This window comes from Pontibacter sp. GD7, assembly GCF_058216375.1.
In genome coordinates this window covers 89,216-114,175 of sequence record NZ_JBYZMP010000008.1, presented here as the reverse complement: position 1 = coordinate 114,175, position 24,960 = coordinate 89,216, and the positions used below count along the sequence as shown (strand labels likewise).

The window sequence follows — 24,960 nt, the reverse complement described above, 5'->3', positions numbered from 1 at the left end:
TATGCTGCTATTTTCAATGCTATTATCTATTCATACCTGAGTTCAGGCAATTTATTGCATTGTAGTAGTTTCTTATATTCTTTTTCTATCTGCTCAGGGGGCCTTTGCAATAGTTCAGCTATTTCATATAAAGGTTTATTAAGATTTATATATAATTTTAGGTTAGAAGTCTCAAGTATGGTAAATGACTTTCCAGCTTTCTTAAATGTTTGTCTTGCCGTAGCGACCTTTTCAGCCTTTTCTTCTTTCTTTTTAGCTTTGGTCGGTTTAAGATAATTTATAACGCTCTTTCCTGTTAGATTGAATAAAATCTCTGTAAACTCATTTGAGATGTCAGGTAAATTAGAGAAAGTATAGGGGCTTTCGAATACTTCTTTTCCGTATTCAATTTTACCTAACCAACACATGTTGTTTTTGCCATTATGGATGTGTGACCCTATACTATAGTTGATCATTAAACTATATTGGATTTGTGACTCAATTCTTTTTCTAAGTTCCTTGACATCTGGAGTTCTGCAGATCCACACTTCAATATTTTTGATGTAATTTTTTTCTACAAATTCAGACCAATTACTCTCAAACTTGTCGTGTTTGCATAAGTCATTTGAAACTTCTTTCTTTTGTATAGCTGTACTAGCCCAGAGCTTTCTATTCTTGGCTAATGAAGCATAATATTTAAAACGTTGCCCTTCTCCTTTATAGCTCATTAGCTCATAAACATCGTTATGGGCCTCAACTCGCCAAATGGTCCGTCCTCCATTTAGATATGCCTGATGGTGCTCATTGATTCGTCTATCGAAATTGTTAGTCTCTCCTACATAAACAACTCGTTTTGGATTACCTTTAAACACTAATAAATAAATGCCTCCACCATTAATTGGAGTTGGAGAAGTAAGGAAACCCATTGACTCCCAAGTAAAGCAACTGTGCATCTTAGTCTCTTTAGTATAATTTGTTTAATACAATAAGCAAAGGTGAACTAAATTTCAACTGTTTAGATAAGTCCTCTGTAATCTGTAAAGAGTTTCAATTCACATCAATTTTGCATACTTCAACATTATAACCTAATCGCTTAACGTTCTTGTAATGTTGAATGAGATTTACTTTACTGAAGAAAGGAAGAATGTCTCGTATATCCCCTGGCTTATCTGTTGCTATTGCGTAAACTAAAGTATGTTGTGAATATGGAAAATTTTGAGGAGTTAGATTTAAATTCTGAAAATGTTGGTTTAATCTATTACATGTTTCTTGTCTATACTCAATATAGTCTTTAAGTAATGTCATAGAGATACTACCTTGAGCGAATAGGTGGCTAAGTGTTGCTGAACTTGTCTTTCGTTTTATGCAATAAAACTTAGCATCAGCAAAAACATCACAAATTTCTATTTTACTTCTGGAATTGGGTATTTGAAAATTTTCCTTATCAAGTTGGAGAACCTGAGTATTGTCAAGTCTAGCAATATAATCTCCTTCTGCTTCTCCTCTTGTTAAAGCTGGGAGGTATGTTGGGGTTGGTAATAAAGGGATCGTTTGAACTGCTGTATTTATAGTGTTTAAATAATCAGGATTAACTTCATACCATTTCTTTAAAGATAAAATATAGGTTTTGTTATTAAAATTAGTTTCATAAACTATAAACTCTAGTAAAGAGACAGCTGTAGTAAGAGGGCTACCATCTTGAAAACCTATTATTTTTATCTTTTTTGTAATGTCATCTAGTGTGATAGATGATTGACCAAGAAAATCATAAATGTTATCTATAGTAACATCTTCATAATCAGATTGAGTTCTCCCGTATTTAATCCTATAGCTATCACAATTTTGATACTCAATCATGTCCGGATAGGATAGAGATATTCCGGTTGTTGTTCTATTGTTGATGGAAACAACAAGAAGATCATTGAGTTCAGCAATTTGAGAATTTGCTTTTACTTGTCTAATGTTATCAATAAAGGAAAAGTTATGGGTATAATTATCAGCTAAAAAAAGCCTTGTTAATTCGATACATTTTTGACCTAACTGAGTGAAGTTTATATCTGATTTAAGTTTTAAACTATCAGCACCATGTAGATTTGAGCCTACATTTACATCAGTTGGTTTACCTGCGATTATGTTTAGAAGGTCCTGATCAAAGTCAAGGCTAAAATCTTCTATCTTACTTCCTTTACTAAATAGTACTCTTTGCTGTTTAGTATTTAAATCAACATTTCTAACATCACATGTTTTTATGTTATCAGGATCTATAGTGTTCAATGCTACTTTAAGGCCAAAGCCTGGCTCTATATTATCTCTGTTTATTGCATTGAAACCAAATCCACCAGTAATTGCATAGAAGTAATCTTTATCTTGATGGTTAACCTTTAAAAGTATTACAAAAGAATTAACAGTGTTATTGATACTGTTAGCATCATCAATGATCACATGATCTTGAAAGAAGGGGAGCCATTTAGGTTGCTTTACTTTATTCTTTTGTATAAAGACTTTGAATTGAAAATCACAGTTATTTCCTGCTGCAGGTGCTAGTTCATAATAGTTGTTTTCTTCTGATACCTTTTCAGAATTGTATAACTGTTCGAAGCTTGTTACAGTATCTTTAAACAAGTAATAGTTTAATTTCATAAGCTTTATAATATGATATAGATGTGTTATAGAATAAACCCAATCCCCTCCAGATTCTCCCGAATCCGCTTCTCCAGCAGGGCGCTTTCTTCAAACTGAGCGGCCAGTTCGGTGGTCAGCAGCTTCATTTTCTCTTCAAACGGAACACCGTCGTCTTCCTCGGCTTCGGAGCCCACGTAGCGGCCCGGCGAGAGCACGTAGTTGTTGGCGGCCACCTCGGCTAGGGTAGCGGCCTTGCAGAAGCCTTCCACATCGGAGTAGCTGCCGGCCAGGTTGCGCCAGGTATGGTAGGTGTCGGCAATGCGGGCCACGTCTGCATCTTCGAACACGCGTAGGCGGCGGCTGGCCATGCTGCCTAGTTTGCGGGCATCTATAAAGAGGATCTCGTTTTTGCGCTCGCGGTGCTCGCCGTCGCGGCCGTCGCGGTTCTTGCTGAGTATAAAGATACAGGCCGGTATGCCTGTGGTCAGGAACAGCTTGTCGGGCATCTGCACGATGCAGTCCACCATGCCCTGTTGTATCATGTGCTCGCGCACGTTCTTTTCGCCAGCGCTTCCGGTGGTCATGGCGCCATTGGCGATCACCACGCCCGCCGTGCCGCGCTCGCTCAGGTGGTGCCACAGCGTCTGGAACCACATGTAGTTGGCGTTGCCGGGCGTGGTAAAGGTATCTTTGGCCCCGAAGAGGCGCGGGTCATTGTCGGGCAGCAGCTCGGGGTGCCAGTTACTGATGTTGAACGGCGGGTTCATGAGGGCATAGTCGGCCTTCAGGTCGGGGAAGCGGTCCTGCAGCAGCGAGTCGCCCAGCTTCACGTCGAAGGAGAGGTTGCGCAGCAGCAGGTTCATTTTGCAGAGGCGCAGCGTGCCTTCGTAGCGCTCCTGCCCGTAAATGGAAATGTCGTTTTTGTCGCCGCCGTGCGCCTGCAAAAACTTAAGGCTCTGCACAAACATACCACCCGAGCCGCAGGCCAGGTCCATGATGCGGCCTTTGAGCGGCTCGAGCATCTCCACGAGCAAACGCACCACCGAGCCCGGGGTAAAAAACTGGCCTGCACCGGAGCCTTCGGCCATGGCAAACTTGCCGATGTAGTACTCATACACGCGGCCGTAAATATCAGACTCGGGGTTGTTGATCTCGGAGAACTTCTCTTTGGAGAACAGGTTGATGAGCCCGGCCACCTGCGTAGGGGAGAGCTGGCTCTTCACGAAGATCGGCTCCAGCACGCCTTTGTAGTCGGGGTTGCGTTTGGCCAGCAGCTCGTCGATCAGCACAAAGGCCTGGTCTACCTTCACCTTGATGTCGTCCTGCTCGGCGTTCTCGCGCAGGTAGGCCCAGGTAGCCTCGCGGGGCAGGCGGTATACGTTCTTTACCTGGTACTCCAGTTCGTCTTCCAGCACCTCGGTCTGCTGGTGGTCTTCTATGTTATAATAGTCGCTCTGCGGGTCTGCAAAGGACTGTTCTATCTCTTGCTTGCGTATCTCAAATCGCTCGGAAAGGTGCTTTAAGAACAGCAGCGAAAGCACGTAGTCTTTGTACTGGTTCTCGGCTACGGCGCCGCGCAGTTCGTTGGCGGCATTCCAGAGTTCGTTTTCAAAATCAATGTCCGCCTTTGCTTTGGCGGAGGTGGTAACTTTATTGCTCATGTATACTTGGTACTCGGTGTTGAAACAGGTGTGTAAGGTACGGAAAAGGTGGCATTGTTCCGTAGAAAAATATAGAGTTTTTGCGATGCTCTAGAGGCGGTTGCCGGAGAGGTGAACGGCCGTCGGAGACGCGGCAAAGTGCAAGCGGCCGTGCAGTCCGGCTGGGAAAGGAGGGGATGCTGAATTGTCTGCATGTATAACACAGGCTGCAGTTGCACTATGGGTAGGCGTGCCGCCGCGCTAAAGTCTTATCCGGAACCCGCGGAAAACGGGTGCTCCGTACCGCTGTTTTACTCTTATTTATGCACGGGTTTGGCAGACGGAATTAATGCGTTCATATCCGGTGTTTTTTTGTGCGGAAAACCGTTGGTTTATACTTGCAATTGCTGCCTGAATCTGGATTTAATTACGGAACAAAAAGAGTGTACGGAAAAGCGCGTAACTTACTGTAGCGGCCTTTCCGGCCGCGGAAAAAGCTCCGCAACCAAACGTGATCCTGCCTGTGGTGTATGCGCCGGAAAACAGGTTGATTTGCAGTACTTTTTTTGATCACAAAAATTGTCTGTATCGGCTGCGCCAGAGGGTGTTTCCCGCGTGCGGATTTGCCGCCTTATCACCGTACTTATTTTCATGGCTCTTTTTTGATGGTTAAGTGCATTCTGTCCGTGGTATTTTACCATGAAATCAGCCTGTGAAATCTCACGCGCCCTGAGGTCGGCTCTAAAACCTGTTTTGGGCCGCGAGGTGCGGAGCTCCGGAAAACGCTGTTTTGGCCTGTTTTCCGGCTTTCATAAACAGTTGTAACTATCTGGTAACACGTGAGTTGCAGTTGCTACTGAATGGCTGTTTCAGCCGTTGTTCTGGAGGCTTCGTGCGGAAGGCGGTCTTGCCTGTTCCGCAACTAATGCTGAATAGTGGTGGTTTCCGTCGCGTTTCCGACCGCGGAAAGCCTATGCTCCGGCTGCTGGTTTTAACTGTTTGCGGTAGGGTGAAAAGTGATGATAACTGTCTGTGCGCACGTGACTTAGCTATCCGCAAAAGTCCCCACAAGACAAGCTGTGGAAGCGCAGGTGCGGCATTCTCCTTTTCTTGCCGCAGCGGATGCTTTTCCGGCTTTATTTTCAGTGTCCGCAACTGGCACCAACGCTTCTATATCCGCGCCCGCCTGCGCATGACGTGCGCGTGCATGCGCGCAAGCGAGATCCGTTTTTCAGATCTTGTCGCTGTTTCTTTTGCTGACCTAAGCTGCTGTTTTGAGCCCAAGAACCGGCTTTAGAAAATATTTTATCATGAAATAAAACAAATATTACAAACCTGTTGTATAGTAAAAAGTGAATATTACCTTTGGGGAATATACAGGAACTGACCATACATGAAACAGGAGACACCACTTACGGAAACCGGCACGGAGGACTTTTCGCTGCAGCTAGACCTGCAGGAGATGGACCAGATACCCGAACTGTACGAGAAGCTGCGCGAGCCGATCTTTACCCTGAAGCAGACCGGGGTGGCCCCCAAGCTTTATGTGGACTGGAAGAAGGCGGGCCTGGCACCCAAAACGGAAGAGCAGGCCTGGACCAGGCTCAGTTTTCTGGAGTACCTGTGGCTCAAGATGGCCAAAGAGCTGCGCGAGCTGGGTTTGCCGCTTGCACGGGTTAAAGCCCTGCGCGAGTACCTGATGGATGTACAGGAAATACCTGCTGATGCGCTTACTCCGGAAATGATCGCAAAGCTTCGGGAAGAGCTCGGCAAAACGATGCCCGCTAAACAAGTTGAGGCGCTGATAGAAGAATATCTGAGTGGGCAGGCGCAGGCCGCACAGGCCAGCTACGGCATCCGGTTCTCTTTACTCGAAACACTAATCTATTCCGCCTTGTACCGCAAGCAGGAAGCCGGCATCTTTATTTTTCCGACAGGGGAGCTGGCACCTTGGCTCGACGAGATGCAGGGCATGGGGCCGGAAGGGCAGGTGCTACTGGGTAGAACGCACGTGTTCCTATCCATCACGCAGCACCTTTCAGCTTTTATTTTGGACGAGGACAAGGCCGATTACATTCCGCGTCTGTCGCTTCTCTCAGAGGAAGAGTTGCAGGTGGTTCGTGCCATTCGCAACAAAAGCTTCAGGCAGGTAACCGTCACCTTTGATGAAAAGCGCCATATCACCCTGCGCACCACAACTGATGGGGTGTTGGACGAGGCCCTGTCGAAAGAGCTGATCGAGACGCTGGCCCTGAAGAACTACCAGTCGGTAGAGCTCGAGAACCGCGGGGGCTCCAGGCTGAAGTTCACCAAAGAGCACCGCCGTAGAATTTAGCATTGAAGTAATTAAAAGTTTTCAGACTACATTAACAATTACTCTTGCCGGACGCTGATCGGGCAGGAGCCAAGGGCAGCGGTAGCCCCGCACCCATAGTATAGCCCGCCCCGGTACCGGTCGCCCCGGACCTGTGGCACTGGCAAATACCAAATTGAAAACGTTATCCAAAAACCAAAAACAGAAAAACCAACAACAAAGAAACACCAGTAAACACAGACAAATAAAGCCTAAGGGCAGAGCAAGCGCTTCTGATGCAGCTGAACATGAAGAGGCGGCAGAGCAGCTAAGCAGCTATGATAGCTACTACAATCAACTAGCTGAAGAGGTAGAAACGGTAGAACGGCACGTACGCGAGCTACGGCAGACGCCCGGGCTAGAGCACCTGACCCAGGAAGAGGCCCACGCGAAGGTTGACTTCATGCTGCGCTTCTCGGCCTGGGCGTTCAACCGGTACCTGCAGGAGCTGTCGGCAGCCACTGTGGCAGATGAAGCCGAAGCAGACCCCGAATTGGCCAAAGCCTTTAAAGCACAAAAGCCGAAATCCAAGCGTAACAAAAAAGTAACAGCATCCCTTTCCTTTTAACCTGACAGGACATGAAAAAGCAAACCAACGCAGTTAAGCTTGAAGTAGTCAAGGCTGCACCCAGAACAAAGAAAGCAGCTACGACATCTGCTGTATTTAAAGCGAAAGCAGTATCCGCTACAAAGTCTAAAGCTAAGACTGCAACCAAAAAGCCTGCTGCGCTTCGTGCTGCGACCGGGAAGGGGAGCGGGCTGAGCATCTTTGCCCGGCCGTTGCAGAAGGGCGGCAAGAAGGCCGCGCCGCGCGGCAAGGTGGCCATCATCTACACCCGCGTCTCGACCAAGGAGCAGGCCGAGACGAACCAGAGCCTTTCAACCCAGCTGGCAAAGTGCACGGACTACGCCGAGCGCCACGGCTACCAGGTGGCCGGGCAGTTCGGCGGCACCTACGAGAGCGCCAAGTCGGACGAGCGGAAGGAGTTCCAGCGGATGCTCGAGTTCGTGAAGAAAAGCCGCCTGCGCGTGGGATACATCCTTGTCTACTCCCACGACCGCTTCTCCAGAACCGGCTCCTCAGCGATAGGCATCGTCGACGCGCTTGGCCGCATGGGCATCGCCGTGGTGGCCGTGACCCAGCCGGTGGACACGCAGACGGCGGCAGGCAAGCTTCAGCAGGGGGTGCAGTTCCTTTTCTCGCAGTTCGACAACGACCTGAGAAGGGAGAAGTGCATGACGGGCATGGAGGCCCGCATCCGAAGAGGGCAGTGGGTAGGCAGGGTGCCCATGGGCTACGACAAGGTGATCGTGGGCAAAGAAGTGATCCTGAAGCCCAACAAGACGGGCAGGCTGATACGATTGGCTTTCCAGCTAAGAGCGGAGCAGGGGCTGAGCAACACCGACATCATTAAGCGGCTCAAGGCGCAAGGTCTGACACTTTACAACCAGACCTTGACCAAGCTGTTCAAAAATCCTTTCTACTGTGGTCTGATTAGCCATGGCCTGCTCGAAGACGGGGAGGTGGTGGAAGGCCGGCACGAGCCGCTGATTACGCGCCAAATGTTCCTGAAGGTAAATGGGCTGCAGGCCCAGAACGCCCACGGCTACACGCAGGTCAAGGAGGACGAGGAACTGCCGCTCAGGCACCACATCAGGTGCGGCTCTTGCCGAAAGCCGCTCACGGGCTACGAGATGAAAAAGAAGCAAATCCACTACTACAAGTGCAACACCGTCGGCTGCAGGCTTAACCGCAACGCCAGTAAGCTGCACAACTTATATGAAGGCTTTTTGTCAGAACTCGAGGTGGATGCCATCTACCTGCCCAAGCTCTCGGTGATCATGGAGGAGACCTACCACAAACTGACAGAGGAAAGCAGGGCAGAGGAAAAGCGCCTGCAGACCCAGCACACCGAGCTGAAAAAGAAACTGGAAATTTTAGAAAGACGCTATGCTTTTGGTGAAATCGAGAAAGAAATCTTTGTAAAGTATAGCTCAGAGCTGAAGACTGAACTGCTGGAAATCGAGCGAAATCTGGAGAAGTGCGCGCCTGCGTTATCGAACCCCAAATCCTTCATCGAAAACGGGTTGAAAATGGCTGTAACTATCTCATCTTCATGGGGTAATGATGACGTGCAGGGCAGAAAGCAGCTGCAGGCGATGATGTTTCCCGACGGGGTGTATTATGACCGCGAAATAGAGGGTTATCGAACCCCAAGGGTGAACGGCTTTTATGCTCTTTCCAAAGAGATAGAGCGGTTTTTGAAGGAAAAAGAAAAAGGGAAAAGCAACTGTGATAGTCACTTTTCCCTTTCAGTAGCCCGTAGGGGAATCGAACCCCTGTTACCAGAATGAAAATCTGGCGTCCTAACCCCTAGACGAACGGGCCGTTCTGTCTGATTGTGGTGCAAATATAGCGGGTGTTTTTATACATGCAAAACATTCATGCATATTTTTTTAACAATAGCTGTAAGTCGTTCATGCTCAGATTGGAAAAAAATATTGGTTTTACTCTATGGTAGTTGTAACTTCGCAGCGTTAAATCAAAACTCTCAAACTTAGATACCATGTCTAAAATAAAAGTTGCAATTAACGGTTTCGGCCGTATCGGCAGACTTACATTTAAGGCGCTGCTTCAGAAAGAAAACGTTGAAGTAGTAGCTATTAACGACCTTACAGACACTAAAACGCTGGCTTACCTGCTGAAGTATGACTCAGTACACGGCCGTTTTAATGGCACTGTAGAGGCTTCTGCCAATGGCATAATCGTGAATGGCCAGGAAATCCAGATCACAGCTGAGCGTGAGCCAAAGAATTTGCCTTGGGGCAAACTTGGCGTAGACGTAGTGCTGGAGTCTACTGGTCGATTTGTTGATGAAAAAGGTGCTGGTGGTCACTTAGAGGCCGGCGCTAAAAAAGTAGTTATTTCTGCTCCTGCCAAAGGAGATATCAAAACAGTAGTATTAGGTGTTAACGATGATGTACTGACTGGCGAAGAGACAATCGTTTCTAACGCGTCGTGCACGACTAACTGCCTTGCGCCAATGGCTAAAGTACTTGACGATACTTTCGGTATCGAGAAGGGCTACATCACTACTGTACACGCTTACACTGCCGACCAGAACCTGCAGGATGCGCCACACAGCGACCTGAGAAGAGCACGTGCTGCTGCTTACTCTATCGTACCTACTTCAACTGGTGCTGCCAAGGCGGTAGGACTTGTACTTCCTCACCTGAAAGGTAAACTGGATGGCGTTGCAATGCGCGTTCCAATTCCGGATGGCTCGCTTACAGACCTTACTTGCGTTCTTAAAAAGCCAGCTACGAAAGAGGAGATCAACGCTGCCATGAAGAAGGCTGCAGAAGGTGAAATGAAAGGCATCCTGGAATACACTGAGGATCCAATCGTTTCTATCGACATCATCGGTAACCCACACTCTTGTATCTTCGACGCAGAGATGACGTCGGCTAACGAAACGCTTGTAAAAGTGGTTGGCTGGTACGACAACGAGGCTGGCTACTCAAACAGAGCTGCTGACCTTATTGCTAAGATAGGCTAAGCTATAAAAAGCTTTATTTAAGAGCCTGCCCTGTAAGGGGCAGGCTCTTTTGTTTTCTCTGCTTGGAAGATTTAAGTTGATACAGACAAAGGTATAAACGATGCTTACTTTACCCTAGCTCAAATGTGCGGTATTGTATTTAATTGAGTAAATGATCAAACCACCCCTAGCCCTTTCAAGGCTACTACTAGGACACAAATTTACATTCGCTGTTATTCCTGCCGCGAGTTTTCAACTCGTGGTTTATTATATAGCAAGCTTTCAGCTTGTGTAGAAATACACAAGTATAAAAAGCGACTAACGCAAGCTGAAAGCTTGCCCACATGGACAACCACGAGTTGAAAACTCGCGGTAGATAGAGCATTTTATACTCGTGTCCTAATCGTAGCCTTGGATAAGAAAGGGGCTAGGAGTGGTTTGGTCCGGTTCTCCAAGTTACCGTTACCAAGAATATGCTAATTGACATTCTTTTATAAAGTAACACAAGGCTATTTTAACTCAACCAATTCCATATTAAGCTAACACGAATCTATACTTACAAGTATAAAGTTGACGTACATCAGTATAAAAACAAATACTTGTCATGGATAACATTAAAGTATGAAGATACTTTTGTAACTTAATATTCCACTAAAACGCAAGCCGATGATAAAGAGAATACTAGTACCCACTGATTTTTCGGAGCAGGCCCGTTATGCTTACGAGGTAGCCATTGCCATTGCCAAAAAAACAGGTGCCGCTATAAAACTGTTGCATGCCGTTGAGGTGCCATACGGTTCAGGCTTTAGTGCCACCGGCGACCTTACTTTGCAGCCAAGCAGCATGGAGCATGTGTATGTGCTGCAACTACTCGAAAAAACGAAGGCAGATATGGCACACCTGGTCAACTCTTTTGATCATGCAGGCGTGGATGTGGTGCACCAGGTAGAGGTGAACAAACCGATAAATCAGATCAGGAGAACAATAAAGGAAGACGCGGTTGACTTAGTGGTGATGGGCTCGAAGGGATCCAGTGGGTTGGATGAGTTTCTGCTTGGCTCCAATACAGAAAAAGTGGTGCGAACCGCCGATTGCCCGGTGCTTACTGTGAAGCGCCGCGATCCGGACTTTACTGTGAATGAGATCGTGCTGGCCTCTGATTTCAAACGGGAGATTCGCCATGCCATGGAGCAATTCAAGCGTTTTCAGGCCATGTTTGGGGCACGTCTGCACCTCGTTTACATCAATACGCCCGGCGCTTTTGAGTCGAGTAGCAGTATTAGCCAGAAGCTGGAGCATACAGCACAAAAGTATGGACTGCAGAACTATACTATAAATGTGTACAACGATGTGATGGAGGAGGACGGAATCCTGCATTTTGCCGAAGACATTCGTGCCGACCTGATCATGATGGCTACCCATGGCAGAACGGGTCTGTCGCATCTGCTGAGCGGAAGTATAGCCGAGGACCTTGTAAACCACACCAACATCCCTGTGCTGACAATACATCTGAAGTAAGTATAAGCGTTGCATGACCAATAACAGAATAAGCCTGCATGGATGTTCATGCAGGCTTTTTTATTGTGGCCCATAAAAGGTAAATTTACGCGTCGTTTATACTTTACACTATGGCTGTACCTGCACATATTCGGTTTATCATCAACCCTACCTCTGGCACCAGAAGCCGGATAAATGTTGCTGAACGCATAGAGCAGCTTCTGGATCAGGAAAAGTATAAACACGAAATTGTCTACACCGAGTATGCCGGCCATGCGCCTGAACTGGCAAAAGAGGCGGCAGAAAATGGCTGTGAGGTTGTGGTAGCCGTTGGCGGAGATGGCACTGTAAATGAAGTGGCCCGTGGCCTGCTGAATACTGAGACGGCCCTGGGCATACTGCCTAAGGGGTCCGGGAACGGCCTGGCACGGCACCTCCAGATTCCGTTGGGTCTGGATGCGGCCATTAGTACTCTTAACACTGGTCACACTGCTACGATAGACAGCGCAAGTATAAACGGTCACCCATTCTTTACCACAGCAGGTATAGGCTTTGACGCTTATATCAGCTCGGTGTTTGCCGGCAACAAAAAGAGGGGCTTGCAAACCTATGTGGAGCTGGTGATGAAGGAGGTGATGAACTACAAGCACTTGCCAGTTAAAGCCACCATCAATAAAAAAACTTTTGAAACAGACTGCTACGTTATGGCTTTTGCCAATGCCGCACAGTATGGCAACAATGCCTACATAGCCCCATTGGCAGATATCGAAGACGGCTTACTGGATGTGTGCCTGGTACGTAGGCTGGATCTGGTAAAGGCACTAAACCTGAGCTATTGCATGCTTACCAAGCAGCTGGCGCATCCCGATAGTGCAGAATATTTTAAAACGACCAACGTAAAAGTACATACCGATCAACCTATGATGTACCACGCAGATGGGGAATTTATGGGTAAAGCCTCTGAATTTGACGTGCACATGAATCCGCTTTCCTTGAAAGTGGTAGTGCCGGAAGGAATTAACTAATGATGAATGAACAGCAATGAGTAATATTTTAAACCTTGAAGCTGTTTAGGGTTTCGGCTAAAAGAAATCGAACCCGCCATTGTTGGTTTTTTTTACTAACAATTTAAGGCACTGGCTATTATACTTGCTGGTGAGAACACGCTGCAAGGGCGGGCAGTATGGGTTTTAATAAACGCTAAACAGGCGCCTTATTCATTGCTCATTACTGATAATTAATTAAAAAGATGAAAGATAGAAATAAGAAAGGTCGTCAGGGAGTAGTTTACTCCACAAACTCAGACTTTAACTACGAGTACGAACAAGAGCAGGAGCAGGAAACGTTGCCACCACAGCAGCAGAACCTGAAAGTAATGCTGGATAAAAAAGCGAGAGGCGGAAAGCAGGTTACCCTGGTGGAGGGTTTTGTAGGCAGCGATGAGGATTTAAAGGAACTTGGCAAGATGCTCAAGAATAAATGCTGTGTAGGTGGTACAGCCAAGGATGGCGAGATTCTTATCCAAGGTGATTTTCGTGATAAGGTGTTGCAAACACTGCAGGCAGCAGGCTACAAAGCTAAGCGCGTGGGTGGCTAAGTATAAAATAGCTGCTTTTGACGAAATGGGTTTATACAGAGGGGATTATACTTTTCGCAGGAATTTCGGAAGCCCACAGATAAAACCCTGCCAGGCAATATGAGGTAAATATTAAGGCAAAATAACTGTCTTATGCTGAACTCCTCGGAAAACCCGACCCTGATCTATATCACGAATCCCATGTGCGCCTGGTGCTATGGGTTTACCGCTGTTGTGCGCCGCCTTAGGGCCTTGTGGCGGGGGCGCCTGAAGGTGCAGGTGTTGTTCGGCGACCTGCATGCCTATGCCACCACACCGTTATCTCAACTCGAGAAAAATGACCTTGCCATTAGCTGGCACCAGGTTCAGGAGCGGACATACTTGCCTTTTAACTACCGCTTTTTTAAGGAGCACGACTTTATTTACAACACAGAACCAGCCTGCCGTGCGCTGCTCTGCGTGCGCCTGCTGCGGCCGGTGCTTACCCTGGAGGTGCTTCGTGCCATGCATTCGGCTTTCTATGCCGATGGGCTGGACATCCGTAAACCCCAGGTGCTTGCCAGTATAGTAGGTATGTTTGGCATTTCAGAAAACCTTTTCATGGCCCTGTTTGAGTCGGAGGAGATCATGCAGCAGATGGATGATGAATTCAGTTACGTGCACGACATTGGCGCAGATGCCTTTCCGAGTTCCTTTTTGGTGACCAGCCATGGCATTGAGCAGATATCGAGGGGCTACATAGACCTGAACGAACTGGAGCACCGCTTGCTGGAGGTAATGGAGCACGCCAACAGCTAATAATGGCTCAAATTTACCCCTGGCCAAACATCTGGCCTATAAGTATATTCTTTTTTAATCTGCCTTGCCGGGATAAGTTTTTCCGGTGAGAAATTATACCATATTTGCCTAAATATTCAAATATTTGTATATTTAACCCACGAGCTCTAACTCTTTAGCAGAGCAAAAACCCTTATGAGAAGCAAATCAACCACAAACCAAGTAGACGAGTATCTCGAAAACCTGACTCCCGAAAAACAGCAGTTGGCCAATGAAGTGCGCCGTATCATCCATGCCTCCGTGGCACACCTGGAAGAGTGCGTGCGCTGGGATAGTGCCTGTTATTTCTTTTACGGACCGGTTTGCTATTTCGCCTCATCACGCAGCGGTATTCACTTTGGCTTTTTCCGTGGCAAAGAGCTCTCGGACCCTAACCGCAGGCTGGTAAGCCGTAATGGCCAGAACCCGCACATCAAGATCCGTTCTGTAGAGGACATCGACGAGAGCTATTTCTCTGAACTGGTACGCGAGGCGGTGCACCTGAACCAGAATTAATCGCCAGGCTCACAGTTCTCAAAACTGCAGATCTCCCCGGGTTGCTCCAGTTCTATGGTAACATGGCTTATGTTCATGGCTGCCATGGTTTTGCGTATTTCCTGCTTTAACGTACCGGATTGTTCAGCCCCCAGCGAGACAGGAACCACTGCATGCATGCTCATGATGTTGTAGGTGCCGTCCATGGTCCAGATATGCAGGTCGTGTACGGAGCTTATGTCGGGCATTGATTCCAGCTTAGCTTTTACATCTTCAGTGCTGATATGCGCCGGCGTGCCCTGCAGCAGTATTTTCATACTTTGGCGCAGGTTCCGGATTACATTGTAAAGTACGAAAACGGTAATGCCCAGTGAGAGCAATGGGTCAATAACCGGCCAGTCGAAGAAGTAAAGTATAATACCGCCCACCAGCACCGCTACCCAGCCCAGCACGTCTTCCAGCAGGTGCAGGCGCACCACTCGCTCGTTCAGCGAGTCTCCGCTTTTAAGGCGCAGCACCGCCGCACCGTTTACCACAATGCCAAGTATGGCAAAGCCAATCATCCCGGCAGCATCCACCGGTTCGGGGTTCCAGATGCGTGGAATGGCCTCTGAAAGTATAATGATCGAGCCGACCAAAAGTATGACGGAGTTAATAACGGCCCCTAACAGCGAGAAGCGTTTATAACCAAAAGTAAAGTTTGTATCGCGGCCACGCTTCGACAGCTTCTCGAAATACCAGGCCAACCCCAGCGACAGGGAATCGCCCAGGTCGTGCAGGGCATCTGAAAGTATGGCTACGCTGTTTATCCATAAGCCGCCGATCAGCTCTATTATGGTAAAGCTCAGGTTCAGGAAAAAGGCAACCTTTATGTTGTCGCCGGCATGGTGGTGCTGCCCGTGCCCGTGACTTTCTTTTTTATGTGAGTGGTTATGTGGCATTGTATACTTACAACGAGTACGGTTAATTTTTGATACCTTGTGTTGCGGCACCTGCCCCGAAATGTACGGATATTGGTGAAGGCTGCCTAACTTGCAGGTGCTGTTTAAACATGTAGCCCAAACTTTACCACTATACTTGGCTTATGAAAATTCTGCTGATCGAAGATGAACCAAAAGTTGCTGCCTTTATTAAAAAAGGGCTGGAAGAGCAGGCCTATGATGTAGACCAGGCCTACGACGGTACTTTTGGCGTGAAGATGGCGCTGCAGAATGACTACGACGTGATCTTGCTGGATGTGATACTGCCCAACGTTAACGGGATAGAAGTATGCCGGGAGATCAGAAAGCATAACGCCACTGTGGCCATACTAATGCTGACCGCCCTCGGCAGTACCGACGATAAGATAACCGGCCTGGATGCCGGCGCCGACGATTACCTGACCAAGCCCTTCGAGTTTAAGGAGTTGCTGGCGCGTATCAGGGCATTGACCAGGCGCGGCACCGATACCAGCTCAGGAGAAAAACTTACCATAGCAGACCTGGAGATGGATGTGGCCAGAAAGCAGGTAACCCGGGGCGGAAAGCCTGTAAACCTGACGGCACGTGAATTCACCCTTTTATACTACCTGCTTCGCAACAAGGGCAAAGTGGTGTCGCGGGTGGATATAACAGAGCAGGTATGGGAAACCTCTTTCGAAACGGGCAGCAATGTGATCGACGTGTACATCAATTTTTTAAGGAAGAAGATTGACAGAGGCTACGATAACAAGCTGATCCATACGTTGGTAGGGATGGGGTACGTGCTTAAGGAGCAGGAGTAGGCCATGAAGATAAGGTATAAGCTTACGATTCAATTTGCCAGTATTTTTGCCCTCATACTGATTTTTTTCTCCCTGGTGATCTATTATTTCACCTCCATTTACAGGCAGGATGACTTTTACAAACGGATAAACCGGAGGGCCAACATTACGGCAAACTTCGTGCTTGAGTCGGAGGGGTTGAGCCCGGCAGAGAAGCGCAAAAATGAAATAAGCTATTTTCAGGAGTTGCCCTACGAGGCTGTTAGAGTGTACAACAAAAAGGGTAAGCTGATCTTTGCTGATGGCAAAGGAAATGTTGGAGCCAGCAGGGATGTACTGAACAGGATCAGGAATCAGGGTAAAATAGAGTATGAGCAGGGCGTAAGGCAAGTGGTGGGTATTTACCACAGGAGCACGTCAGGCAATTATTTTGTGTTGGCCTCTTCCATTGATGCGTATAGCCTGCGCAAACTGCAGCACCTGAAGGTTATCCTGATCGTCGGGTTTCTGGGCTCTTTGATCATCGTGGTTATTGCCGGCTGGATCTTTTCGGGGCAGGCGCTTAAACCCATTACTAAAGTTGTGAGCGAGGTAGAGAAGATCAATGCCAGCGACCTGCACCTGCGCCTGAGCAACGCCGACGGCAAAGATGAGATATCGCACCTGGCACAGACCTTTAACAACATGCTGGACAGGCTGGAGCATTCCTTTGAGATGCAGCGTACCTTTGTGTCCAGTGCCTCGCACGAGCTGCGCACCCCGCTAACAGCCATGACAGGCGAACTGGAGGTAGCCCTGATGAAGCCCCGCGAAGCCGAAGAGTATGAGCGTGTGTTGCAGTCTACCTTAGAGGATGCCCGATTACTGACAGAGCTTTCCAACGGTTTGCTGCAGATAGCCCAGGCAAGTATAGACCCATCCAAGATAAAGCTTAGCTACCTGCGGTTTGACGAACTGGTGTGGATGGCACACGAGCAGGTGCTGAAAAGGCTTCCGAATGCGCACATCAACATCGACTTCGCCAACTTCCCGGACGATGAGGACCGCCTGGTGGTAAATGGAAACGAAACGCTTCTGCTGATTGCCGTAGTAAACGTGATGGAAAACGCCGTGAAGTATACCCCTACCACGCAAACGGTTAATGCGATCATCAGGCTGGCTGCCGGCGAGGTGATACTGGAGGTAAGCGACCAGGGAGTGGGCATAAACGAAGAAGACCTGAAGCATGTGTTCGTGCCGTTTTTCAGGGCGGAGAACGTGCGAAGTATAACCGGGCATGGCATTGGCCTGCCGCTTGCCGAACGTGTGCTTAAGCTGCACAAAGGTCAGATACTGGTAGAGTCTGTTATCAATAAAGGCACAAAGGTAACCATAAAACTTCCGCAGGCTTATCACTTTATACCTTTCGGCTCCAAATTTTAATCTGGTTTTAATGACTTTTTAATTCCTTGTTAATCTGGCTTCAGTAGGTTTACGCATTAGACCAAGATTGATTGCCACATCTGTGGCAGTTACATCAAATTTATAGCGTACAAATCTTTTTTATGAAATCTGACACAAGAACTTCTAATTACCTGGCCACGCTTGGGAAGGACATTCCTGCGGGGCTTGTGGTTTTTCTGGTGGCCCTGCCGCTGTGCCTTGGTATCTCCCTGGCATCCGGCGCACCACTTTTCTCTGGTATCCTGACTGGCATCGTAGGCGGTGTTGTGGTGTCCTTGTTAAGCGGCTCGCAGCTTAGCGTTAGCGGCCCTGCAGCAGGCTTGACTGTAATTGTTTTAAACGGCATCGAAACCCTGCAGACCTTCGAGGCATTTCTGCTTGCAGTAGTTCTGGCGGGTGCTATCCAGTTGGTACTTGGCTTCCTGAAGGCCGGCGTGATCGGTTTATACTTTCCGTCTTCTGTGATCCGGGGTATGCTGGCCGCCATAGGACTTATACTTATACTGAAGCAGATTCCGCACTTTATGGGTGCCGATGAAGATTTCTTCGGAGAGATGACTTTCATACAGCCTGATGGCCGCACCACTTTCTCGGAGCTGATCTATGCTTTCTCTGCAATTAACAAAGGCGCTTTGATGGTGGGTGTCGTGTCGTTGCTTATACTTATAGTATGGGACAGCGCAAGCCTGAAGCGCTTTAAGTTCTTTAAGCTGGTGCCTGGTGCACTTATCGTGGTGCTTACCTCTATTGCTATGAACGAGGCATTCAGAGCTTTTGCGCCTGATCTAGTAATTAATGCCTCGCACCTGGTAAAGCTGCCCGTAATTGGCGGACTAACAGAACTAGGGAATGAGATTCGCTTCCCGGACATCTCCATGCTTTCAAACCCGCAGGTTTACGTGGTAGCCTTTACGATTGCGATAGTTGCCAGCCTGGAAACACTATTGAGCGTGGAGGCCGTTGATAAGCTGGACCCGCACAAGCGCAGAACACCAACGAATCGTGAGTTAAAAGCACAGGGCGTAGGTAACATGCTTAGTGGTTTGATAGGCGGCTTGCCAATGACGGCCGTGATCGTGAGAAGCTCTGCCAACGTAGCGGCAGGCGGCGAATCTAAAATGTCGAGCTTTTTCCATGGTTTGCTACTGTTGCTTTCGGTACTGTTCCTGGCCAACTTCCTGAACCTGATTCCACTGTCAGCGCTGGCTGCCGTGCTATTGGTGGTAGGCTATAAACTTACCAAACCATCGCTTTACAAGGCACAGCTTAAAATCGGCTCAGAGCAGTTTATACCTTTCATCGTTACCATCCTGGCCATACTTTTCACAGACCTGCTTGTGGGTATCTGCGTTGGTCTGGCAGTTGGCGTGTTCTATATTCTGAAGGCCAATTACAAGTCGCCATACTTTTACCACAAAGAAGAGCAGACCGATAAAAACGTTATCCGCATTAAGCTTAGCGAGCACGTGTCGTTTTTGAACAAGGCCAGCATTGTGCTTACCCTGGACCACCTGCCAGACAACAGCCACGTTGTAATAGACGGTGAAAACTCAGAGTATATCGATTACGATGTGCTGGAGGCGATACAGGAGTTCAATAAAACGGCGCATGAGCGAAACATCAGGGTAGAGATGCGCAACATCCCGGATGTGTCTGTAATGGCCATGCACTAGGATTATACTTTTTTCAACTGTAGCAAAATACTGAGATGGCCTTTCCAGGCTATGACGACAAACTTATTTAGCCCCCACAGTTTAAGGTTACTAAAACACAAAAGCCCCTTATTTGAGGGGCTTTTGTGTTTGTTGTGGATAATTTAAAGCTTAGAAAAGCAGGTAGCTTAGCATCAGGCTAAACGAGGAGTTGCGGCGCTCTTTGCCTACTAGCGGACCCTCATCGTCAATTTTCTTCAGTCCACCGTTGTAGCGCAACTCAATGCCAATGCCGTTATCAGCCCTGAAGCCCAGGCCGGCCACATAGCTGAAATCCACTGGGTATGGGTTGTCGGTAATGTCCGTTTCAACGGTTGTGGTGGTGCTGCTGGTGTTTGTCTCACGTATCTGCTTCGCCTTCGCAATAAAAGACACCTGCGGGCCCATGTCGATGAACATGCCGCCTGCCGAAATGTGCAGCATAACCGGTACGTCCACATAGTTCAGTCTGTAGATGTCGTTGATCTCGTTGCTGCCAACCTTGGACTCGAGTTTACCTCCTTTGGAAGTATAGAGTGCCTCCACCTGCACGCCAACCAGGTCGGTGATGTGCTGCTGCAGCATTACACCAGCTGTGTAGCCGAGCCTGTACTCATAATTGCCGGCATCATTTCCTTTAAAAGTAGCATAGGTAGCGCCAGCCTTAACGCCAAGTTGCTGCGCAAAGCCTGTGTAGCCTGCAAGGGCAAACACAGTTAGTAGTAAGAGTCTTTTCATGAAAAGTATTAGTTGGCTAAAAGATTTTGTTATAACTGCAAATGTAAAAAAAGCAGTTTGCTTCGGAACCATCTGGGCATAAAAAAAGCCCACTGCATAAGCAGTGGGCTTTCTGTGTGGAGTTAATCCACTATCTTAGGTAAATCTACCACAGGTAGCCGTACGAAAACGGTCTACTGTTGGTGTTTCTACCACTCATAGTCTCTTCTCGAAGATGATCCGTAAGAGTAGGGAGGTCCGCTATAGGTGTTTGTGTACGAAGAGGAGCTTCTCCCATATCTGTTGTAATCGCTGTCATGCTCGCGGTCACGCATCTCATCCATTCTTCTTCTGCGTTCAGCTTCTTCATCACCAAACCACGACTTTACTTCGTCGCCTGCCTTATCGAAGAATCCACGCTCATGTCTGTCATATCTGTCACGGTCATAGTCTGAGCTGTACCGGTCTCTGTCGTAAGAAGAGTAACCAGAGCCATAGCTTGAGCCAGTGCCGTAACGCGATGAACCGTATCCTGATGTACCATAGTTGCTGCCGTAGCTGCGGTTTCTGTAATCATCACGGTCGTTATCGTTTGTTGCTCTATCCCAGGCATTAGAAACGCGGTTTTTAGTGCGCTCCCAGGCATTTTCTACACGGTCGCCGGCACGGTCCCAGCTGTCGCGGCCATAGCGGTCTCTGTCGCTGTCGTAGTTGCTGTAGCGGCTGCCAGTGCCATAGCCTGAACCATAAGAGGAACCAGTGCCATAGCGAGGCGAGCCATAAGATGACTGGCTAGAGCCGTAACCGGAAGATCCGTAACCTGATGAACGGCCATAGCTGGAAGTGTTGCCATAGCCGGAGTTTGAATAAGCATCCCGGCCTGAGCCTAGATCGCCTGAACTATAATTGGAGCTACCATAGCTGCGGTTGCGTGGTGAGCTGTCGTAATCACTTGATGAATAACTTCTACCTGAGCTTCTCGACTCAGACCTATAATTGTCGTTGTACGGGTTATAACCCGAGTTCTCATAGCTTCTCATAATTATTAATTTATGGTTAAACTTAAAAATTCGCTGAATGTGGCTTTTTTATATGCCACGACGTGTTTTTTTACGGAGGGAAATCGGTTAAGTTATCGTTGCTGTATTTATCTTTCTTAATTATAAATTTTCTGTGGTCACTTCCGGGTAGTTTATTAAACCGTTTTTACACTCCTGGTGCCAGCTGTTTTGTGCAGTTATAAATGTTTATGACATTTGTTTTTGTACTTTATTTAAGTTAGATGAATTAGGATTTTATAACTAAAAAACATGAAAATGTATTTTAGTGCAAGGATTGATGCGTTTTGAATGAACCAATTTTGCATTTTAGTTGATATATTGCTTTAAAGGAATTGTAATGATTCTAAGCGCTTGATTATTTTGATATTGACGAAATAATTGTAAGTTTACATACTGTAATACTAGCCCTATTACAGAGCGGCACAATTAAATGCAATAGGAGATGGTGCCGCTGCCAAAGGAACAGAATTTAACTTTTAGCCAAATACCCATGAAATTTAAAACATTGCTTAGCTGTGTTTTAGCAGTAGGCATGCTCACGGCATGCGAGGATCTATTTGAAGATGGCAGCTTACAGCCAGACGGTTCAAAGCCGAGCCTTACCATTAACAATCCTACAAACAACCAGTCTGTTTCGGCGGCTCAGGGGCTGCGCCTTAATGTTACCGTAGTGGACAAGGATTTGGTGAAAGACCTGGAGTTCTCGGTAAGAGGCGTGAATGCAGAGAAAACGCTTTTCAGCTTTAAGAAGCACCCGGAGAAAAACGTAGTAGAGTTTGACACAACCGTAGCCTTAACCGGTGTAGCACCAGGGGAGTATAAACTGTTGGTTTCGGCAACAGATAAGCGCACCAACCTGGAGCAGCAGGAGATCAAATTTACGATCAAGTAAGTATCACCATAACATGGGAAGTATAAAAAGAAAGGGGGCAAGCAGATTGTCCCCTTTCTTATTTTATACTTTGGGCAAAGGCTAAAACTGGTAAACCACCTGCCACTGCTCGTTAAAGCTGAGGGCGGCATCAAAAGGCTGCCCGGTCTTTTCGGTAACAAAGCCTTTTATTTTCGGGGTTTTGCCTTTTAGCAACAGAGCCCCGATCTGTTTCTCACTAAGCTGCTTGCCACCCTTCTCAAATGGAACCAGCAACTGGCATCCTTCCTTAAACCGGCTGCAGCCGTAAGCGGCTTTTCCTTTCAGCATCTTGCCTTGCTTGCAACGGGGGCACTGGGCAAAAGGATCGGTCTCGGCAGCTTTCTCAGCTTTTTGCAGTACCGCTTTTTTGTTGGCATCAAGTATAAGTGTGGCATCAAAGCTTTCGCCCTGCTCATTTTTAAAGCCTTTGATAACAGGCGTCTTGCCTTTGCTTAACAATGCCTGCACCTGTTTCTCGGTTAGCTGTTTGCCTTGCTGCTCTATCGGGATCAGGAACCTGCAGCCCTCTTTAAACCGGATGCAGCCATAAGCCTTTGAGCCTTTAAGTATGTGGCCCTCTTTACAAGCCGGGCAGTTGCCAAGGCCTTTTGCAGGGGCTGGTTTTTTTTTGGAAGATGTGGTTTTCTTTTTAGCCGGAGCTGTTTTGGCTTCTTCCTTTGCTGGCTCCAGGGTTACGGTTGCCTTGTCATACTTTACTTCCTGCACCAGGCTGATCACAAAGTCCTGTAGCTCTTTTAAAAAATCTGCTGCTTTAAACTCACCGCCTTCGATCTGGCGCAGCTTGCGTTCCCATTGCCCTGTCATCTCAGCAGACTTCAGGGTCTGGTTCCGGATTACACCAATCAGATCGATGCCCATTTGCGTAGGCACGATCTTCTTTTTCTCTTTGCGGATGTACTGGCGCTTGAATAGCGTTTCGATGATGGCGGCACGCGTGGATGGCCTGCCGATGCCGTTTTCCTTCAGGGCCTCTTTCAGTTCATCGTTGTCTACCTGCTTACCGGCTGTTTCCATGGCGCGAAGCAGCGTAGCCTCGGTATACTCTTTGGGCGGGTTAGTCATTTTCCTGTCCAGCATCGGCTCGTGCGGCCCATGCTCTCCCTTTTCAAAGTGTGGCAGTACGCCGGCGGCTTCTTCTTCGTCTTTGTTCTCGCCTTCTTTCCCAGTTGGAGCATCAGAAGACTTTACTTCTTCAGCGCCATACAGTACCCGCCATCCCGGATCCAAAATTTGCTTGCCCTTTACCCTGAACGTATAACCAGCCGATTCTGCCATTACGGTAGTGTTGCTCACAATACAATCCGGGTAGAAGGCTGCTATAAATCTTCTGGTAATAATGTCGAACACATCTGCCTCGCGGCCATACAGGTTGCCCGCAGAGGCGCCTGTAGGAATGATAGCATGGTGATCGGTTACTTTATTGTTGTTAAAAACCTTTTTCGTTTTTCTGATCTTATTCTGAAGCAGCGGTGCCACTTCGTTTCTATAGTTGTTCAACCCCTGAAGTATACCCGGTATTTTCGGATAAATATCATCAGGCAAGAAAGTAGTATCCACACGAGGGTAGGAGACAACTTTTTTCTCGTAGAGGCTCTGCACCGTTTTCAGGGTCTCGTCGGCAGACATGCCATACTTGTTGTTGCACTCGATCTGCAGCGAAGTAAGGTCGAAGAGCTTTGGCGCCGACTCGGTACCTTTTTTAGTTTCTACATCTGTGATCGTAAGTTCAGCCTCTTTGATCGCCTCCATTATCTTCTGTGCTTCCTCCTCTTTCTGGAAGCGGCCGTTGGTGCTGGAGAAAACCGTTTCGCGGTAAATGGTCTTCAGTTCCCAGTAAGGCTGCGGCACAAAGTTGGCGATCTCATGGTGGCGGTTCACGATCATGGCCAGGGTAGGGGTTTGCACCCTGCCGATGGAGAGCGTTTGCCGGCTACCGTTGGCATACTTCAGCGTAAACAGGCGCGTGGCGTTAAGGCCCAGCAGCCAATCGCCGATGGCGCGGCTCTTGCCAGCCTGGTACAGCAGATCGAAGTCGGAGCCGGGTTTTAACTTGGCAAAGCCCTGTCGAATGGCATCCTCGGTAAGGGAAGAGATCCACAGGCGCTTGAAAGGTTTTGTATACTTTGCCTCTGTAAGTACCCAGCGCTGTATCACTTCACCTTCCTGGCCGGCGTCACCGCAGTTTATAACCTCCTCTGCATTATTTAAGAGTTGCTTTATTATGTTAAACTGCTTCTTCACCCCGGCATCGTTCATCAGTTTGATGCCATACTTTTCGGGAAGCATGGGCAGGTCGTATAAGCTCCAGCGTTTCCACTCAGGGCGGTAATCATCGGGTTCGCGCAGAGTGCAAAAGTGCCCGAAGGTCCAGGTAACCTGATAGCCGTTGCCTTCATAGTAACCGTCTTTTTTGGCTTTGGCACCAATTACCATGGCAATTTCACGGGCTACACTCGGTTTCTCAGCAATGCAAACTTTCAAGCTTTCGGGAATTTTAGTGAATTATACAGATTCAAATTTAGCCATTTTTAGCGGCATTTCCGAAGGGTTTATACTTGCGCAACACTGATTGATGCTGTAATGATATCGGAATTTTATCAACGATTTCCCTGAAATAAATCGCACAAAGTTCACCGCTGACAGCACGGGAAGTTACTAACCTCACAGCGTCTTCCAGACCTGTGAGCGTTTTTACATCTAGACAGCAAGACGCAACGAATTGTGAATTATAGTTCGATCAACGGGCAACAAATAACTAACCTACTGCCTTGTAGCAGACAAGACGCAAAATATTGCGTCTCTACAATTTGAACAACGGTAAGCGAAAAATGAAACCTACTGCCTTGTAGTAGGCAA

General features: G+C 47.7%; 20 protein-coding genes and 1 tRNA gene. 13 read left to right on the top strand and 8 right to left on the bottom strand.

What is annotated here, in order from left to right:
* Positions 1-26 precede the first annotated feature (26 nt).
* The 3 genes from AC4BAP_RS13620 to AC4BAP_RS13610 form a co-directional block, all read right to left on the bottom strand.
* The gene (locus AC4BAP_RS13620; RefSeq protein ID WP_490583216.1) at positions 27-905 is read right to left on the bottom strand and encodes a GIY-YIG nuclease family protein; all 879 of its coding nucleotides are present in this window, start codon (positions 903-905) and stop codon (positions 27-29) included.
* A 121-nt stretch (positions 906-1,026) separates the two neighbouring features.
* Complete coding sequence (locus tag AC4BAP_RS13615) at positions 1,027-2,619, bottom strand: DUF6119 family protein (protein WP_490583215.1); 1,593 nt, start codon at positions 2,617-2,619, stop codon at positions 1,027-1,029.
* Positions 2,620-2,645: 26 nt separating this feature from the next.
* Positions 2,646-4,262 carry a type I restriction-modification system subunit M gene (locus AC4BAP_RS13610; RefSeq protein ID WP_490583214.1) on the bottom strand — a complete coding sequence of 539 codons (1,617 nt, stop codon included), beginning with the start codon at positions 4,260-4,262 and terminating at the stop codon, positions 2,646-2,648.
* A 1,372-nt stretch (positions 4,263-5,634) separates the two neighbouring features.
* Between AC4BAP_RS13610 and AC4BAP_RS13605 the strand changes: the two genes are divergently transcribed.
* The 3 genes from AC4BAP_RS13605 to AC4BAP_RS13595 all read left to right on the top strand — a co-directional run bounded on the left by AC4BAP_RS13605 (position 5,635) and on the right by AC4BAP_RS13595 (position 8,949).
* Positions 5,635-6,576: a hypothetical protein gene (locus tag AC4BAP_RS13605; RefSeq protein ID WP_490583213.1), complete on the top strand. Its 942-nt coding sequence runs from the start codon at positions 5,635-5,637 to the stop codon at positions 6,574-6,576.
* Positions 6,577-6,730: 154 nt separating this feature from the next.
* Positions 6,731-7,162 (top strand): hypothetical protein, encoded by a 432-nt coding sequence (locus tag AC4BAP_RS13600; RefSeq protein WP_490583212.1) that lies wholly within the window; start codon positions 6,731-6,733, stop codon positions 7,160-7,162.
* An 11-nt stretch (positions 7,163-7,173) separates the two neighbouring features.
* Positions 7,174-8,949 (top strand): recombinase family protein, encoded by a 1,776-nt coding sequence (locus AC4BAP_RS13595; protein ID WP_490583276.1) that lies wholly within the window; start codon positions 7,174-7,176, stop codon positions 8,947-8,949.
* On the opposite strand, the gene AC4BAP_RS13590 is transcribed toward AC4BAP_RS13595, so the two are convergent.
* Positions 8,912-8,983: transfer RNA gene (locus AC4BAP_RS13590), tRNA-Glu, on the bottom strand. The genes AC4BAP_RS13595 and AC4BAP_RS13590 overlap by 38 nt on opposite strands.
* 178 nt (positions 8,984-9,161) lie before the next feature.
* Here AC4BAP_RS13590 and gap point away from each other — a divergent pair.
* The 6 genes from gap (at position 9,162) to AC4BAP_RS13560 (ending at position 14,538) form a co-directional block, all read left to right on the top strand.
* Entirely contained in the window at positions 9,162-10,154 is a 993-nt protein-coding gene (gap, locus tag AC4BAP_RS13585; RefSeq protein ID WP_490583211.1) for a type I glyceraldehyde-3-phosphate dehydrogenase, read from the top strand.
* A gap of 645 nt (positions 10,155-10,799) precedes the next feature.
* The gene (locus AC4BAP_RS13580; protein ID WP_490583210.1) at positions 10,800-11,651 is read left to right on the top strand and encodes a universal stress protein; all 852 of its coding nucleotides are present in this window, start codon (positions 10,800-10,802) and stop codon (positions 11,649-11,651) included.
* A gap of 110 nt (positions 11,652-11,761) precedes the next feature.
* On the top strand, positions 11,762-12,655 hold the full coding sequence (locus AC4BAP_RS13575; protein ID WP_490583209.1) for a diacylglycerol/lipid kinase family protein: 894 nt from the start codon (positions 11,762-11,764) through the stop codon (positions 12,653-12,655).
* Positions 12,656-12,879: 224 nt separating this feature from the next.
* Positions 12,880-13,227 (top strand): translation initiation factor, encoded by a 348-nt coding sequence (locus AC4BAP_RS13570; protein ID WP_490583208.1) that lies wholly within the window; start codon positions 12,880-12,882, stop codon positions 13,225-13,227.
* Between the two features lie 132 nt (positions 13,228-13,359).
* Positions 13,360-14,004, top strand: coding sequence for a DsbA family protein (locus tag AC4BAP_RS13565; protein WP_490583207.1), 645 nt, complete (start codon positions 13,360-13,362; stop codon positions 14,002-14,004).
* 174 nt (positions 14,005-14,178) lie between these two features.
* Entirely contained in the window at positions 14,179-14,538 is a 360-nt protein-coding gene (locus tag AC4BAP_RS13560; protein WP_490583206.1) for a DUF1801 domain-containing protein, read from the top strand.
* Here AC4BAP_RS13560 and AC4BAP_RS13555 read toward each other — a convergent pair.
* On the bottom strand, positions 14,535-15,458 hold the full coding sequence (locus AC4BAP_RS13555; RefSeq protein ID WP_490583205.1) for a cation diffusion facilitator family transporter: 924 nt from the start codon (positions 15,456-15,458) through the stop codon (positions 14,535-14,537). The two genes, AC4BAP_RS13560 and AC4BAP_RS13555, sit on opposite strands and share 4 nt — an antisense overlap.
* Positions 15,459-15,601: 143 nt before the next feature.
* Between AC4BAP_RS13555 and AC4BAP_RS13550 the strand changes: the two genes are divergently transcribed.
* The 3 genes from AC4BAP_RS13550 (at position 15,602) to AC4BAP_RS13540 (ending at position 19,374) form a co-directional block, all read left to right on the top strand.
* Positions 15,602-16,279, top strand: coding sequence for a response regulator transcription factor (locus AC4BAP_RS13550; RefSeq protein WP_490583204.1), 678 nt, complete (start codon positions 15,602-15,604; stop codon positions 16,277-16,279).
* 3 nt (positions 16,280-16,282) lie between these two features.
* Positions 16,283-17,680 (top strand): HAMP domain-containing sensor histidine kinase, encoded by a 1,398-nt coding sequence (locus tag AC4BAP_RS13545; protein ID WP_490583203.1) that lies wholly within the window; start codon positions 16,283-16,285, stop codon positions 17,678-17,680.
* Positions 17,681-17,802: 122 nt separating this feature from the next.
* Positions 17,803-19,374 (top strand): SulP family inorganic anion transporter, encoded by a 1,572-nt coding sequence (locus AC4BAP_RS13540; protein WP_490583202.1) that lies wholly within the window; start codon positions 17,803-17,805, stop codon positions 19,372-19,374.
* A gap of 150 nt (positions 19,375-19,524) precedes the next feature.
* Here the strand turns inward: AC4BAP_RS13540 and AC4BAP_RS13535 are convergent, their stop codons facing one another.
* Positions 19,525-20,130 (bottom strand): porin family protein, encoded by a 606-nt coding sequence (locus AC4BAP_RS13535; RefSeq protein ID WP_490583201.1) that lies wholly within the window; start codon positions 20,128-20,130, stop codon positions 19,525-19,527.
* Positions 20,131-20,318: 188 nt separating this feature from the next.
* Positions 20,319-21,149, bottom strand: a complete 831-nt coding sequence (locus tag AC4BAP_RS13530) for an SWFGD domain-containing protein (protein WP_490583200.1) — start codon at positions 21,147-21,149, stop codon at positions 20,319-20,321.
* A gap of 511 nt (positions 21,150-21,660) precedes the next feature.
* Here AC4BAP_RS13530 and AC4BAP_RS13525 point away from each other — a divergent pair.
* Positions 21,661-22,062 carry an Ig-like domain-containing protein gene (locus AC4BAP_RS13525; RefSeq protein ID WP_490583199.1) on the top strand — a complete coding sequence of 134 codons (402 nt, stop codon included), beginning with the start codon at positions 21,661-21,663 and terminating at the stop codon, positions 22,060-22,062.
* 81 nt (positions 22,063-22,143) lie between these two features.
* Here the strand turns inward: AC4BAP_RS13525 and AC4BAP_RS13520 are convergent, their stop codons facing one another.
* Positions 22,144-24,585, bottom strand: coding sequence for a type IA DNA topoisomerase (locus AC4BAP_RS13520; protein WP_490583198.1), 2,442 nt, complete (start codon positions 24,583-24,585; stop codon positions 22,144-22,146).
* Positions 24,586-24,960: the final 375 nt, after the last annotated feature.